The 14,617-nt window shown below is 71.9% G+C and carries 10 protein-coding genes; 2 read left to right on the top strand and 8 right to left on the bottom strand.

The features are described 5' to 3' along the window. Window positions 1-35: 35 nt before the first annotated feature. Window positions 36-2,870, top strand: a complete 2,835-nt coding sequence (locus tag OG912_RS29380; protein WP_327713579.1) for a DEAD/DEAH box helicase — start codon at window positions 36-38, stop codon at window positions 2,868-2,870. Window positions 2,871-2,984: 114 nt separating this feature from the next. Here OG912_RS29380 and atzF read toward each other — a convergent pair whose 3' ends face one another. From atzF to OG912_RS29400, 4 genes are read right to left on the bottom strand one after another with little or no spacing between them, the layout of a single operon-like run. After that, entirely contained in the window at window positions 2,985-4,739 is a 1,755-nt protein-coding gene (gene atzF, locus OG912_RS29385; RefSeq protein WP_327711959.1) for an allophanate hydrolase, read from the bottom strand. 11 nt (window positions 4,740-4,750) lie between these two features. Then, the gene (locus OG912_RS29390) at window positions 4,751-8,281 is read right to left on the bottom strand and encodes a 5-oxoprolinase/urea amidolyase family protein (protein WP_327713580.1); all 3,531 of its coding nucleotides are present in this window, start codon (window positions 8,279-8,281) and stop codon (window positions 4,751-4,753) included. Window positions 8,282-8,313: 32 nt separating this feature from the next. After that, window positions 8,314-8,916 (bottom strand): urea amidolyase associated protein UAAP2, encoded by a 603-nt coding sequence (locus OG912_RS29395; RefSeq protein WP_326735238.1) that lies wholly within the window; start codon window positions 8,914-8,916, stop codon window positions 8,314-8,316. Further along, complete coding sequence (locus OG912_RS29400) at window positions 8,913-9,731, bottom strand: urea amidolyase associated protein UAAP1 (protein WP_327711960.1); 819 nt, start codon at window positions 9,729-9,731, stop codon at window positions 8,913-8,915. The genes OG912_RS29395 and OG912_RS29400 overlap by 4 nt, the downstream gene beginning before the upstream one ends. Before the next feature lie 156 nt (window positions 9,732-9,887). Between OG912_RS29400 and OG912_RS29405 the strand changes: the two genes are divergently transcribed. After that, on the top strand, window positions 9,888-10,562 hold the full coding sequence (locus tag OG912_RS29405; protein ID WP_327711961.1) for a TetR/AcrR family transcriptional regulator: 675 nt from the start codon (window positions 9,888-9,890) through the stop codon (window positions 10,560-10,562). A gap of 72 nt (window positions 10,563-10,634) precedes the next feature. Here OG912_RS29405 and OG912_RS29410 read toward each other — a convergent pair whose 3' ends face one another. The 4 genes from OG912_RS29410 to OG912_RS29425 form a co-directional block, all read right to left on the bottom strand. Further along, window positions 10,635-11,081, bottom strand: coding sequence for an SPW repeat protein (locus OG912_RS29410; RefSeq protein WP_326735234.1), 447 nt, complete (start codon window positions 11,079-11,081; stop codon window positions 10,635-10,637). A 90-nt stretch (window positions 11,082-11,171) separates the two neighbouring features. Beyond that, entirely contained in the window at window positions 11,172-12,161 is a 990-nt protein-coding gene (locus OG912_RS29415) for an ADP-ribosylglycohydrolase family protein (protein ID WP_327711962.1), read from the bottom strand. 4 nt (window positions 12,162-12,165) lie between these two features. Next, window positions 12,166-13,701: an amino acid permease gene (locus OG912_RS29420; RefSeq protein ID WP_327711963.1), complete on the bottom strand. Its 1,536-nt coding sequence runs from the start codon at window positions 13,699-13,701 to the stop codon at window positions 12,166-12,168. A 154-nt stretch (window positions 13,702-13,855) separates the two neighbouring features. Further along, complete coding sequence (locus tag OG912_RS29425) at window positions 13,856-14,506, bottom strand: fasciclin domain-containing protein (RefSeq protein WP_326735231.1); 651 nt, start codon at window positions 14,504-14,506, stop codon at window positions 13,856-13,858. Between the last annotated feature and the right edge of the window lie 111 nt (window positions 14,507-14,617).

Consider the following 14,617-nt stretch of genomic DNA (forward strand, 5'->3'; position numbering starts at 1 on the left):
GACTGTCACAGGTGCCGGGTAGGCTCGTGGACAAGATGACAGAGGACCTCTCACCAGCTGAGCGATACCAGGCTTCCCGGATCCGAGCCGCCGAGCAGGCGACTGCGCTCGGACCCTTCCGCGAGATGTACGAGTTCGATCTGGACCCCTATCAGATCGAGGCCTGCAAGGCGCTGGAGGCCGGCAAGGGCGTGCTGGTCGCGGCCCCGACCGGTTCGGGCAAGACGATCGTCGGCGAGTTCGCCGTGCATCTGGCGCTGGCCCAGGGCCGCAAGTGCTTCTACACCACGCCGATCAAGGCCCTGTCCAACCAGAAGTTCGCCGACCTGGTCAAGCGGTACGGCGCGGACAAGGTCGGCCTGCTGACCGGGGACAACAGCGTCAACGCCGACGCACCGGTGGTCGTCATGACCACCGAGGTGCTGAGGAACATGCTGTATGCGGGCTCCCAGGCGCTGAACGGCCTCGGTTACGTGGTGATGGACGAGGTGCACTACCTCTCCGACCGCTTCCGGGGCGCTGTGTGGGAGGAAGTGATCATTCACCTCCCCGAATCCGTCACCCTGGTGTCGCTGTCGGCGACCGTGTCCAACGCCGAGGAGTTCGGCGACTGGCTGGACACCGTACGGGGCGACACCCAGGTGATCGTCTCCGAGCACCGGCCGGTGCCGCTCTGGCAGCATGTGCTGGCCGGCCGCCGGATGTACGACCTCTTCGAGGAGGAGAGCGACCACGGCGGCCGCGGGTCCGGGCGCCGTGAGGTCAACCCCGACCTGGTCCGGCTCGCCCGCATGGAGAACCAGCGCGGATACAACCCGCGTGAACGCCGGCGCGGGAAGATGGTGCGCGAGGCGGACCGCGAGCGCGAGCGGCGCCAGCGCAGCCGCATCTGGACACCGTCGCGGGCCGAGGTCATCGACCGGCTGGACGCCGAGGGACTGCTGCCCGCCATCACGTTCATCTTCAGCAGGGCCGGCTGCGAGGCCGCCGTGCAGCAGTGCCTGCACGCCGGACTGCGGCTCAACGACGAGGACAAGCGCCGGCTGGTCCGGGAGATCGTCGAGCAGCGCACGGCGTCCATCCCCGCCGAGGACCTGCACGTCCTCGGCTACTACGAATGGCTCGAAGGCCTGGAGCGGGGCATCGCCGCGCACCACGCCGGAATGCTGCCGACCTTCAAGGAGGTCGTCGAAGAGCTCTTCGTCCGTGGCCTCGTGAAGGCGGTCTTCGCGACGGAGACCCTCGCGCTCGGCATCAACATGCCCGCACGCTCGGTGGTCCTGGAGAAGCTCGTCAAGTGGAACGGCGAGCAGCATGCCGACATCACGCCCGGCGAGTACACCCAGCTGACCGGCCGCGCCGGCCGCCGCGGCATCGACGTCGAGGGCCACGCGGTGGTGCTCTGGCAGCGCGGCATGGACCCGGGCGCGCTGGCCGGACTCGCGGGCACGCGTACGTATCCGCTGCGCTCCAGCTTCCGCCCCTCGTACAACATGGCCGTCAACCTGGTGCAGCAGTTCGGGAAGCACCGGTCGCGTGAGCTGCTGGAGACCTCCTTCGCCCAGTTCCAGGCGGACCGCTCGGTGGTCGGGATCTCCCGCCAGGTCCAGAAGAACGAGGAGGGCCTGGAGGGCTACAAGGAGGGAATGACCTGCCACCTCGGCGACTTCGAGGAGTACGCGCGGCTGCGCCGCGACCTCAAGGACCGGGAGACGGAGCTCGCCAAGCAGGGCGCCTCGCAGCGGCGGGCCGCGGCGGCGGCGTCCCTGGAGAAGCTCAAGCCGGGCGACGTCATTCATGTGCCGACCGGCAAGTTCGCAGGGCTGGCGCTCGTTCTGGATCCCGGGCTGCCTGCCGGGCGGACCAACGGACACGGGCATCGGGGGATGGAGTACCACGACGGGCCGCGGCCGTTGGTGCTGACGGCTGAGCGCCAGGTGAAGCGGCTGGCCTCGATCGACTTCCCGGTGCCGGTGGAGGCACTGGAGCGGATGCGGGTCCCGAAGTCGTTCAACGCGCGCTCTCCGCAGTCGCGCCGCGATCTGGCGTCCGCGCTGCGGACCAAGGCCGGGCACCTCGTGCCGGACCGGCACCGCCGCGAGCGTGCCGCCGCCGCCGACGACCGCGAGATCGCGCGCTACCGGGCCGAGTTGCGCGCCCACCCCTGCCACGGGTGCGACGAGCGCGAGGACCATGCGCGGTGGGCCGAGCGGTATCACCGGCTGCAGCGGGACACCCAGCAGCTGGAGCGCCGCATCGAGGGGCGGACGAACACGATCGCCCGCACCTTCGACCGGATCGTGGCCCTGCTCACCGAGCTCGACTATCTGCGGGGCAGCGAGGTCACCGAGCACGGGCGGCGGCTGGCCCGGCTGTACGGCGAGCTGGACCTGCTGGCGAGCGAGTGCCTGCGGGCGGGTGTGTGGGAGGGCCTCAACCCTGCCGAACTCGCCGCGTGTGTCTCGGCGTTGGTGTACGAGGCGCGGCAGTCGGACGACGCGGTGGCGCCGAAGCTGCCGTCCGGGCCGGCGAAGACCGCGATGGGCGAGATGGTCCGGATCTGGGGGCGGCTCGACGCCCTGGAGGAGGACTTCAAGATCAATCAGGCGGAGGGGGTCGGGCAGCGCGAGCCCGATCTCGGATTCGCCTGGGCGGTGTACATGTGGGCGTCCGGGCGGACGCTGGACGAGGTGCTGCGCGAGGCGGAGATGCCGGCGGGGGACTTCGTGCGGTGGTGCAAGCAGGTGATCGACGTGCTGGGGCAGGTGGCTGCGGCGGCTCCGCGTGAGGGGAGTTCGGTGGGGCGGAATGCGCGGAAGGCGGTTGATGAGGTGTTGCGGGGGGTGGTGGCCTACAGCTCTGTGGGCTGAGGCGCAGTGCGGAGCGGTGGGCGGGGTGGTGTGTGGGTGCGTCGCCTGCGGCGGGCCTTGTCCCCTCCCCGCCCCTTCCCGTAACCGGGGGCTCCGCCCCCGGACCCCCGCTCCTCAAACGCCGGAGGGGCTGGGTTGTGCCCCGGAGGGGCTGGAAGGTACGCCGGAGGGGCTGGGTTGTGCCCCGGAAGGGCTGGCAGGTACGCCGGACGGGCCGAGTGGGTTGCTGGACCTGTATGCGCGCCAGCCGCCGTGCCCCGTGATGTCCTCCGCGCCCTTCACCGCGTACGGCTCGCAGAGGAAGCCCGTAGCCGTCGTGCCGTCCGACAGGTCCACCCGGCCCAGCACCATGGGGTGCGGGAGGGCTGCCGTGAGGGTGCCCAGGCCCTCGGCCGGGAGTTCCCAGATTTCCGTTTCGATGGCCGCGCCTCCCTCGTCCGTGCGGACCAGGCCCGGCTTGGGCGGCGTTGTCGCCAGGGCGTGCAGGCGGTAGACGGGGGCCGTTGTCGTCGTACGGATCAGGCGGGCGCCCAGGAGAAGGAGTTGCGGGTTGAGCGGCTCGCCGGTCAGGTGGGCGCCCGCCACCGCGAGGTGGACGGGCGGGGTCAGCAGGGCGGCGATCCGGGTCAGGCGCTCGTCCGTGTGGGCGGGGCCGATCAGCATCACGCCGAACGGCAGGCCGGCCACCTCGCCCGCCGGAGCGGCCACCGCGCACAGGCCGAACAGATTGGTGGAGTTGGTGAACCGGCCGAGCCGGGCGTTCGCGCCCAGCGGGTCGGCCGCCACCTCCGCGAGCGTGGGGTGGCCGGGTGTCGTGGGGAGCAGCAGGGCGTCCGCGTCGCCCAGTGCGGCCTCGGCCGCGGCGCGGAGCCGCTCCAGCCGGTCCCGGTCCGCGAACAGGCGGTGTGCGGGGATGTCCCGGGCCGCGGTGATGATGCCCGCCACCGTGGGGTCCAGGTCCGGGGGCCCGCTGTCGACGAACGCTCCCACCGCGGTGTAGCGCTCCGCGACGAACGCCCCCGCGTAGAGCATGGCCGCCGCCTCCGTGAACGGGGTCAGGTCGACGGGAAGCAGGACGGCGCCCGCCGCGCGGAGGCGGGCCGTCGTCGATGCGTAGGCATCAGCCCAGCCCGGGTCCAGTTCACCCAGTTGTTCCGTGGACGGCACCGCGATCCGCCACGGGCCCGGGACGCGGGCGGGGACGGGGCGGGCGGTGGCCGAGGTCATCAGGGCGAGCGCCGACTCCGCCTCGGGGAGCGTACGGGCGAAGACGGTGACGCAGTCCAGGCTCGCGCAGGCGGGGACCACTCCGTCCCCCGGGACGAGACCGCGCGTCGGCTTCAGGCCCACGATCCCGTTGAACGCCGCCGGGACCCGGCCCGAGCCCGCCGTGTCCGTGCCGAGCGCCAGGTCCGCGATGCCGAGCGCGACGGCGACCGCCGAACCCGAGCTGGAACCGCCGCTGATGCGGTCGGGGGCATGGGCGCTGCGGACCGCACCGTACGGGGAGCGGGTGCCGACCAGGCCCGTGGCGAACTGGTCGAGATTCGTCGTACCGATCACCAGCGCCCCGGCGGCCCGGAGCCGCGCCACGACGGGGGCGTCCGCGGCGGGTTCGTACGCGTAGGAGGGGCAGCCCGCCGTGGTGGGCAGGCCGGCCACGTCGATGTTGCCCTTGACGGCGAGCAGCCGGCCCGCCAGAGGGAGGAACTCGCCCGCTGCCAGGCGGGTTTCGAGGGCGTGGGCCTCCTCCTCCAGGTCGGCCTGCGGGCGCAGACCGATCCAGATCTCCGGGCGGTCCACCGCCTCGATGCGGGCGTACGCGGCGCGGACCCGGGCGAGAGTGGAAGTGGGAGTGGGAATGGACATCGGGGTGCTCCTCAGTTCGTGGGGGTGGGCGGGGCCAGGGTCACCAGAGCCGTGCCCGCCTCGACCTGTGCGCCCGGCCGGGTGAGGATCCGTTCCACCACGCCGTCCGCCGGGGCGTGCACCCGGGACTCCATCTTCATCGCCTCCAGCGCCAGCAGCGGCTGACCTGCCGTCACCGTGTCGCCCTCGGCCACATTGAGCTGCCAGACCGATGCCGCGAACTCGGCCTCCACCAGGTGGCCGCCCGCCGGCACCGTCACCTCGGTGGCAGGCGGCGCCGGTGCCTCGGCGGCGTCGGCCCGTGCGAACTCACCCGCGGCCTCCCACGCGTCGCGCTCGGCGGCGAAGGCCGTGCCCTGGCGGGTACGGAAGGCGGCGATCGACTCCGCGTTCCGGCCCAGGAACTCCTCGTACCGCGCCAGTGAGAACTCGCCCTCCTCGATCCGCGGGACGAAGCGGCCGGAGATGATGTCCGCGCGCAGCTCCAGGAGTTCGTCCGCGTCCACCGGATACCACTTGATGCGGTCGAAGAAGCGGAGCAGCCACGGCGAGCCCGGCTCGAACGCGCCGCGCTGCTGCCAGCCGGACCAGACCTGGGTGGTACGGCCGACGAACTGATAGCCGCCCGGCCCCTCCATGCCGTAGATGCAGAGGTAGGCACCGCCGATGCCGACGGAGTTTTCCGCGGTCCAGGTGCGAGCCGGGTTGTACTTGGTGGTGACGAGGCGGTGGCGCGGGTCCAGCGGGGTGGCCACCGGGGCGCCGAGGTAGACGTCTCCCAGTCCCATCACCAGGTACTCGGCGTCGAACACCGTGCGGTACACGTCGTCGACCGAGTCCAGACCGTTGACCCGGCGGATGAACTCGATGTTCCACGGACACCACGGCGCGTCGTCCCGGACCCCGGCCATGTAGCGGGCGATGGCCTCGCGGGTCGCCGGATCGTCCCAGGAGAGCGGGAGATGCACGGTGCGGGAGGGGACGGTCAGGGCGTCGGTGGGCGGGAGTGCGGCCTCGGTGCGGTGGAGCACGTCGAGGAGGTCGGTCTGGGCGAGGACGGTGGGGTCCGTCTGGATCTGGAGCGAGCGGATGCCCGGGGTCAGACCGGTGATGCCGGGGACGGCCGCGGTCGTCAGGGCTTCCATCAGGGCGTGGACGCGCATGCGGAGGGCCAGGTCGAGCTGCATCGGGCCGTACTCGACCAGGACGTTGTCGTCGCCGCTGCGGCGGTAGGTGAGGACGTCGTCGCGGTACAGGATGCCGCCGTCGGTGATTGCGGGGCGCGGCTCGCCCGTCACCGTCACGGGCCGGAAGCGGACCGTGTCACCGGGGCGCAGCTGGCCCAGCTTCCAGCGTTCGGCCGTCACCACCGTCGCCGGACAGACGAAGCCGCCCAGCGACGGACCGTCGGGCCCGAGCAGCACGGGCATGTCGCCGGTGTAGTCGACCGCGCCCACGGAGTACGGCGTGTCGTGGATGTTGGAGGGGTGCAGCCCCGCCTCGCCGCCGTCCGCCCGCGCCCAGCGAGGCTTCGGGCCGATGAGGCGGACGCCGGTGCGGGCCGAGTTGAAGTGGACCTTCCAGTCGGCCGCGTAGAAGTCGTGGATGTCCTCCTCGGTGAAGAACTCCGGCGCCGCGTGCGGGCCTTCGGCGGCGGCGATCTGCCAGGTGTCCGTGAGGCGGGGCCGCTCGGACACGGGGACGGGGAGAGCCACCGGTGCGGCGCCCCCGCCGTGCAGGACGTCGCCGGTGCGCAGGGCCCGGCCGCCGTGTCCGCCGAAACCGCCGAGCGTGAACGTGGCCGCGCTGCCCAGGAACTCCGGCACGTCCAGGCCGCCGCCGGCGAAGAGGACGTACGTGCGCAGCCCGTGTTCCGCGGGTGCGCCGATCGCGAGCTCGGCGCCCGCCGGGACGGTCAGCGGTTCCCACTGCGGGACCGGTGAGCCGTCGAGGGTCACCGGAGCCGGGGCGCCGGTGACGCACACGGTCGTGGGACGGGTGAAGCGGAGGGTGGGGCCCTGGAGGGTGCACTCCAGGCCGGGGGCGCCCGGGGTGTTGCCGAGGGCCGTGTTGCCCAGCCGGAAGGACAGGTCGTCCATGGGGCCCGAGGGCGGTACGCCGACCTGCCAGTAGCCGGTGCGGCCCGGCCAGTCCTGCACGGTGGTGAGCGTGCCGCCGGAGACCACCTCGATGCGGGGCGTCGGGTCCTCGATCATGGCGAGCGTGGCGGTGGAGTGCGTCGCGGTACGGACCCGGTCGTCGGCCAGGGCGGCCCGGACCAGCCCGAGATTGGTCTCGATGCCGTCGATGCGGGTGGCCGCGAGCGCCGCGTCCAGCCGGGCCAGGGCCTCGGCGCGGTCGGCGCCGTACGCGATGACCTTGGCGAGCATGGGGTCGTAGGCCGTCGTCACCTGCGTCCCCGTCTCGATCCAGCTGTCCACCCGCAGGCCCTCACCCCGGGGGAAGTCGACCCGTGTCAGCAGACCCGCACCGGGGCGGTGGTCGCGGCTCGGGTCCTCGGCGTAGACGCGGGCCTCCACGGCGTGGCCGTGCGGGGCGTCCGGTTGCCGTACGACCGCGGTGTCGCCCTGGGCCAGGCGCAGCATCCACTCGACGAGGTCGACGCCGTGGATCTCCTCCGTGACCGGGTGCTCGACCTGGAGGCGGGTGTTGACTTCCAGGAAGTACGCCTCGGCACGGGCGGCGTCGTACACGAACTCGACCGTTCCGGCCGAGCGGTAGCCGACCGAGGCGCACAGTTCCCGGGCGGAGTGGGTCAGTCGGGTACGGATACGGTCGGGGAGATCCGGGGCCGGAGCCTCCTCCAGGACCTTCTGGTTGCGGCGCTGGAGCGAGCAGTCGCGGTCGCCGAACGTCACCACCCGGCCGTGCCCGTCGCCGAACACCTGCACCTCGACATGGCGGGCGTCCTCCACCAGGCGTTCCAGGAAGACCCCCGCCGAGGAGAACGACGCGGCGGCGACGCGCTGTACCCGCTCCCAGGCGTCGGCGAGTTCCGGGGCCGACCGGCAGGCCGACATGCCGATGCCGCCGCCGCCGCCCGTGGCCTTGAGCATCACGGGATAGCCGATGCGTTCCGCGGCGGTCAGCGCCGACGGGAGATCCGGGAGGAGCCCGGTCCCCGGGGCCAGCGGCACGCCCGCCGCCTCGGCCGCGGCGCGTGCGGTGTGCTTGGCGCCGAAGAGTTCCAGCTGGGCGGCGGTCGGGCCGACGAAGACGATCCCGGCGTCCTCGCAGCGCCGGGCGAACTCCGCGTCCTCGGAGAGGAACCCGTACCCGGGGTGGATGGCCCCGGCCCCGGTGTCCTTCGCGGCCCGCAGCACCAGATCGGCGTCCAGATAGGACTCCTTGGCGGGTGCGGGCCCCAGCCGTACCGCCTCGTCGGCGAGCCGGACGTGCGGGGCCGAGCGGTCCGGGTCGGAGAAGACGGCGACCGTACGCAGACCCAGGCGGCGGGCCGTGCGGATGATGCGCACCGCGATCTCGCCGCGGTTGGCGATCAGCAGGGTGTCGAAGGTCATCGGTGTGCCGGAGGGCATCAAGGCGTCGGAGGTCATCGGCTCGTCCCGGTGAGGGTGGCTTCTACCGCCGTCGGGTCGAAACCGTTGCAGGGGTTGTTGATCTGGGGGCAGTTGGAGATCAGCACGAGCACGTCCGTCTCGGCCCGCAGGGTGAGGGCCAGACCCGGCGCCGAGAGTCCGTCGACGATGCCGAGCGTGCCGTCCTGTTCCACGGGCACGTTCATGTACCAGTTGATGTTGGACACCAGATCGCGTTTGCCGAGCCCGTGCCGGGCGCCCTCCGCCAGGAAGTTGTCCACGCAGGCATGCTGCGACCAGGTGTGATGGCCGTAGCGCAGGGTGTTGGACTCCTTGGAGCAGGCGCCGCCGACCGTGTCGTGGCGGCCGCAGGAGTCCGCGGTGACCGTCATCAGGGGGGTGTGCTCGTTCGACATCAGCACGCTGCCGGTGGTGAGGAAGATGCCTCCGCCGGCCTGGATCGTGTCGGGGGCGCTGTAGCGGACCGCCGTGTCGTGGGCGTCGTACACCAGGAAGTCCACCGCCTGGTTGCCGTGCAGATCGGTGAGCGTGAGGTGCTCACCCGCCCGGACGGTCGCGGACCAGGCCGCGCGGGCGGGGATGGTGGTGGTGGTCATGCGAGCCCCCGGGCGGTGAGGAAGTCGAGTGTGTTGAGGAAGGCGCGGCGGCCCTCCGGCGTGGCGTCCCGGAGGGCGTCACCCGGGGCGGTCGGCCGGGCGCGCCAGGCCAGCACCTCCAGTGGCGTGCTGGTGTAGGCGGGGCGGGGGTCCAGCGGGTGCGGGACGTTGGCGATCAGTACGGTCAGGTCCTGCTCGGCGCGCAGGACCACCGCGGCGCCCGCCCCCGCCGAGCCGGTGAACTCCGTGGTGCCGTCCTCACCGATCCGTACGCCCTGGAAGAAGGAGAGCGACGGCGGCAGGTCGCGCGGCTCCAGTCCGTTCTTCAGGGCGGCCAGCTTCAGCAGTTCGCGGCCTGCGGGGGAGGCCGACTGCGGGGTGCCGTCGCCGTACCGCGCGGTGTTCCGCCGCAGGGTGGAGGTGCCGCACAGCGCGTCGTGACGGCCCGAGGAGTCGGCGGTCACCGAGGCGAGCACCCGGCCCTGGTCGGAGAGGAGAAGCCGTCCGGCGCCCAGATAGGCGTTCCACTGGACCTTGACGGTGTCCGCGGTGTTGAGCCGTTCCCACGGCCGGCCGTCGGCGTACAGCAGCAGATGGGCGCAGGCGTCGCCGGCGAGGTCCGTGAGCCGCAGTTCGGTACCGCGCGCCAGGACCCGGTGCGTGTAGTTGCCACCCGCGACCGTCTCGGCCCAGACCGGGGTGCCGGGGGTGGCGTCCGGCCAGTCGGCGGCGGGCACCACCGGCATGGACCCGGTACGGGTGCCGCTCTGGGCCCGTGCATGGTCCCGGGCTCCGTGTGTTGTCGCTGTCGCCATGGCTCAACCTCCGGCTCGACGTGTTGCCGACGCTTGTTTCTGTCGCGCGACAGAAATTAGGACGCCGGGGAGTCGTGGTCATTGCCCGTTCGTTGCGCGGGAGTTACCGAGTACTCACCAAGATCGTGGCGGCCGGGGATGTGCGACGATCGGCCCATGCCCAGCACCTCAGGTACCGGCGGCGGGCGCCGGGTCGGCCGGCCTCGCGCCACCCAGCGACCGGACAGCGGACTGTCCGCGCGGGAGGAACTTCTCGCCGCGGCCGCCGAGTTGTTCACCACCCGCGGATACGCGGCGACCACCACCCGGGCCGTCGCCGAACGGGCGGGCATGCGCCAGGCGACGATGTACCACTACGTGGCGGGCAAGGAGGATCTCCTCGCGGCGCTCCTGGAGTCCACCGTCACCCCGTCGCTCGCGCTCGCCGAGAAGCTGCTCGCGGACGGGTCGAGGCCGGCCGAGGACCGGCTGTGGGAACTGTGCCGGGCGGACGTGGCGCTGCTGTGCGGCGGGCCGTACAACCTGGGCGCGCTGTACGTACTGCCGGAGGTGCGGGCCGAGCGGTTCGCGGACTTCCACCGGGTGCGGGCTGCGCTGCGGTCCGCGTACGGCGAACTGCTGGCGGCCACCGACGCGGGCGCGGTGCTCGGCGCGGACGAGGCGCGGCTCCGTGCCGATCTTGTCTTCGGACTCATCGAGGGCGTGATCCTGGTGCATCTGTCGGGGCCGGAGCGGGCTGTGGAGACGTTCGCTGCGGCCACGGCGGATGCGGCGCTACGGATCGTGGGCGACCGGGCCGGTGGCGCGCGGGCCGCCGTGTCCGAGGGGTGAACGCGGCGTCGGCCGGTCCGCGTCCTGCGGACCGGCCGACGGTGGTCCTCTCTGTCGGGTGGGCGAAAGGCTCTAGGTGCGGCCGCCGGTGCCGCTCCTCATCGAGGCGCCCGCGCAGACCAGCCCCAGCAGGACGGTCAGGCCGCCGATGATGACGTTGTTGAGCACGACGCCCATGTCCGGGCTGCTGCCCACCACCCAGGGCGAGATGATCATCCAGGCGCCCATGGCGCAGATGGCCCAGCTCAGGCCGTACATCCGTTGCGGCATCACGGTGAATCCCAGTCCCAGCACGGCGATCGCGATACCCATGATCAGGTTGTGTGTCACGAGAGGGGCCTGGGAGGTGGTGAAGTGGAGCACCCAGGGCGAGACGGCGCAGTACAGGCCGACCAGGAACACCGGTCCGTCCACGAGTGCCACATCGCGGCCGCCCAGCATCCGGTCGTAGCGGTCGCGCATTTCGGAGACGTCGGGGTGCCCGGCCATGTCATGGCCGGTGTGCGAGACGTTTGACATGAGGGTCGTCTCCTTCCGTTCCGGCCGCCTGGTTGTGCGACAAGCGGCCTGCTCTGCCATTGTGCTCTTATCTGTCCCTTATGTGTAGATTCAAGGCAGCCGAATATCCGCAGGAACCGCATCCGCTGACCGGCCGTCCAGCAGCCCGGCCAGCGTGGCCAGATCCGGCGTACGCAGTACTCGGTCGCCGTACCCCGGCAGCGGGACGTGCAGCGGCCCGGTCCAGCGCGTCGGGATCGCCCCGAATCCGTACACCGCACCGGCCAGGGCGCCGGTCACCGCCGCCACCGTGTCGGTGTCGCCGCCCACGTCGATCGCCGAGGCCAGCGCGTCCTCGTACGACCGCGTCGTGCGCAGCGCCCACAGGGCGGTGCCCAGGCAGGGCCACACGGCACCGTTGAACTCCGTCGCCCGGTCCGGATGCCAGCCGGGTGCGAGCACGGTGGCCCAGCGCTCACGGTGATCCGGGTGGACGGCGGAGAGCGCGTCCGGGACGGCGGCGAGCGGGTCGGCCCCGTCCAGCGCCACCCGGATCAGTTCGTGGAGTACGGCGGTGCCCTCCCAGGCCGCGCGGTCGCCGTGGGTCAGGGCGGCGATCCTGCGGGCCGCGTCCATGGTCGCGGCCCGTGCCTCCTCCCGGGGCTGTCCGGTCCCGGCGAAGTACACCGCGGAGGTGGCGGCGCGCATCAGTGAACCGTTGCCCGCCGCCCGGCCGTTGATCTGGAAGTGCAGCGCCGCCGCGGTGTCCCACGGGTCACCGCCGGTCAGGACGGACTCCGTCTGGAGCCCGATGTCCTTCGGCTCGCCTGCCGCCCACCGCCGGAACCGGCCGAACATGTCGGGCAGGTCCAGGCCGTCGCGCTCCAGCAGGGACTCCGCGACGAGTACGGCCATCTGCGTGTCGTCCGTCGCCTCGCCCGGATCCCAGCCACCACCGCCGCACATCGTGCCGACGCCGTCCGGGAAGCGGGCCGTGTAGACGCCCGCAGGGCCGAACTCGAAGGGGGCGCCGAGCGCGTCACCGACGGCGGATCCGACCACCGCACCGGCCACCCGGTCCTGCCTGCTCAGGAGGTCCATCCGGTCAGCGTACGGACGGCGACCGCTTCGCGTACACGCGATAGGCCGCTCCGAGCAGCACCGTGATTCCCAGGAAGAGCACCGTGAACCACTGGAAGTACCAGTGCCCGCCCGCCGGGTCGTACACCGCGGCCCGCGGCCAGGCCAGGTTGACGGTCATCACCGCTCCGTACACGAAGGCCAGCGCGTTGACCGGAAGCCCCCAACAACCCAGCGAGAAGAGGGGTTTGCCGTCCTCGTCGTGGAGCGGGCCGGTGGCGGGGGAGAGGGGGAGACGGCGCAGGCGGCGCAGCAGCATGGGGCCCGTGACCATGGCGTACGCCAGGTACAGCATGGCGATACAGGTGGTGCCGATGGCCAGGAACGCCTCCGGGGATGCCAGGTTGAGCAGCCCGAGCGCCGCGGCCGCCGCGCCGACGAGCAGGGCGGGCGCGGCGGGCATTCCGGTACGCGGGGAGACCCTGGCGAGCCGGGACGAGCAGGGCAGTACCCCGTCGCGCGCCATCGAGAACAACATCCGGGAACCGGCCGTCTGGATCGCGAGCGTGGCCACCGCGACGGCGATCGCCACGTCGGCGAGCAGCATGCGGCCGACACCGTCCCCGAGGCTGCTGGTCAGTACGTAGGAGAGGCCTTCCGTGGCCAGCCGCCCGTCGGTCAGTTCGGGCGCGGCCAGGATGCCGGCGAGTACCAGCAGCCCGCCGAGCACACCGGCCGAGGCCAGTGCGAGCAGGATCGTGCGCGGTGCGGTGCGGCGCGGGGAGCGGGTCTCCTCGCTCATCTCACCCGCGCTGTCGAAGCCGATCAGGACATAGGCCGCGGTGAACGAACCGACCAGCATGGCCCCGAGCGCGCCGCCCTGTCCGCCGGTGTGCAGCGTGACGCCCGGGGTGCGCTCCGTGTGGGTGAACAGGAGGACCAGGATGAGAACGGCGCCGATGATCTCGGCCGTCACCCCGATCCGGTTGACCGCCGACATGACCTTGTTGTCGAGGAGGTTGACCGTCGTGGTGAGGGCCAGGAGCACCACGGCGAGCAGTGCGGCATTGGCGGCGCCCGTCGCCGTGGTCGGGGCCGGGTCCCCGCCCACCAGCTGGAATCCGGACCAGACCGCCGGCAGCACCACCTGGAGCGCGAGCGCGGCGGCGGCGACCACGACGATCTGCCCGATCACCATGATCCAGCCGGCGAACCAGCCGAAGGCGGGGGTGCTCAGCCGGGTCGACCACTGGTAGATGGCCCCGGACAGGGGGTAGCGGGCGGCGAGTTCGGCGAAGCACGCGGCGACCAGCAGCTGGCCCACGAGCACGGCCGGCCAGGTCCAGAAGAAGGCGGCCCCGCCGAAGGAGAAGCCGAACGCGAAGAACTGGAAGACGGTCGTGAGGACGGAGATGAAGGAGAAGCCGGCCGCGAAGGAGGCGTAGCGCCCCATGGACCGGTGCAGCTCCTGGCGATAGCCGAAACCGGCCAGGGAGGCGTGGTCGCCCTGGCCGGTTCCGGCGGGATCCGGTCGTACGTCCGTGGGTGCGGTGGCGGTCATGTCAGGCCCCTGTCGCCGATTTCCTGTCGGGCGACAGAAATTAGGGACGCGCTGTTTCGGGGGCGTGACGCGGCCGTGTCCGCGCGGGGCCGAAGTGCTCACGCCGTCCGGCACGTTGCCGGGCGGGTGACTGCGCAGCCCCGGGCGGGGACCGCTACTTGGCGGGCATCAGCACCGTGTCGACGATGTAGACCGTCGCGTTGGCGGTCTGGACATTGCCGCAGACGACCTTCGAGGAGTCGTTCACGGTGTACTCCATGCCGGAACCGGACGTCGTCAGCTCGCTCTTCTCCAGGGTGTCGAAGGAACCCTTCTCCAGCTGCTTCGGCGTCAGCTTCTGGCCGACCACGTGGTAGGTGAGAACCTTGGTGAGCGCGGCCTTGTCGGCGAGCAGCTTGTCCAGGTCGGCCTTCGGGACCTTGGCGAAGGCGTCGTTGGTGGGGGCGAACACCGTAATGTTCTGCGCGCTGTTCAGGGTGTCGACCAGGCCGGCCTTCTTGACCGCGGTGACGAGGGTGGACAGCGCCGGGTTGTGCGAGGCGGCAGTGGCGACCGGGTCCTTCGCCATGCCGTCGAAGGAGCCCGCGCCGTCCTTCGGCACCGTCGAACAGGCCGGACCGAAAGGCTCGTTCATGGGCATCGTGGCGTCGGCGGATGCCGATGCCGGGGCCGATGCCTTCGCCGAACTCGCGGAGGAGCCGGACGCGCTGTCCTTTGAGTCGCTGGAGCAGGCCGTCAGGGCCACGGGCAGGAGGACCGCCGCGGAGAGTGCGACGGCGGCGCGACGGGCGTGGATGACCTTCATGATGTTCTCCTGGTTGCAATGAGTGGCGAATGTGTCACGTTGGGTGATTGATGCAGGGTGTGAGTGAGTGGGGCGTTCCGTACGGAGCGCGTGTCGTGCGTGGGGGCGTCT

The organism is Streptomyces sp. NBC_00464 (assembly GCF_036013915.1).
Taxonomy (GTDB): Bacteria; Actinomycetota; Actinomycetes; order Streptomycetales; family Streptomycetaceae; genus Streptomyces.